Annotated in this window: 1 protein-coding gene; it reads right to left on the reverse strand. The window is 51.6% G+C overall.

The features are described 5' to 3' along the window. On the reverse strand, positions 1 to 793 hold a 793-nt coding region (locus AC1RPR_RS07840; protein ID WP_481763406.1), incomplete at its 3' end, for a hypothetical protein. Between the last annotated feature and the right edge of the window lie 153 nt (positions 794 to 946).

A 946-nucleotide genomic window follows, 5' to 3' on the forward strand; every position in this document is an offset into this window, starting at 1 on the left:
GGTTATATAGCGGCGCGCTGGCATCAGGTCTGAATTCGAGCGTGTTTATCTGGGTGCTCGGAACGTCAGTGATCAACGATTGGGAATACCTACTATTCTGATAGCCAGTCATCTTGTTGTTCATGCCGGACCGGGCTATGGGCCTATAGTCCATAGCGGTAAACACTCCGGACATAAACTGACCGAGCACAAGGCGCTGTGAGGGCTGTGGCGGCGGCAGCGTGATAACGTCCTTGTAGCGCAGAACGCCTGTGCTGGTTACTGCCATCTCCATATATGAAGCGGCTGTCGCATAGCCCCTATCTGCTATACTGCGTGCGAACTCCGCATATGTCTTATTGCGTGGTAGCCACAGTTGAGAATCCGAAGTACTAGCCCCATCGAATTGGAGGCCGCACGTTGTCGCGATCTGCGATAGAACGTCATTTGAAGTTCCCCTTAGGCCGGCGACACTGGTCCCGGTCCAGTACTTTGGAAAGTCCAGATATCCGTCCACTTCATAGGCAAAGCCGTTGCCCATGTTTGTCTTTTTGTGGTCGTACTTCCGGAAGTTGAAGGTCTGTGTCTGACCTTGGTAAGCGCGAATCACAACCCGGATGGGAATGCCATCCTGTAGGGGCACGCTGTCCAAGGTGTGAGTCGCGTCAAATATGGAGAAGTGAACTGTGGGGACCAGTGCGCGTGTGGTCCATGCTATGTGTATGAAGTGCAGCACGTTCAGAGCTTCTAGTGGGAACTCTGTGTCGTTTATGAACAAGCTGACTTCTATACGATCTTTAATTGCGAAACTCATACGCCCCTCAGATCATAATCGGCTGTTGCTGTTGCTGGCTCTTGACCTGTGCACTCACATAGCCCTGAATGGCCGACTTAGTTGGAACGTTGATAGTCATACCCGGACAAATTTCGGACAACGGATCAGTTATGCCGTTATAGGCCATAAGTG

This window comes from Dellaglioa sp. CoH-57-MRSF-22, from assembly GCF_056781895.1.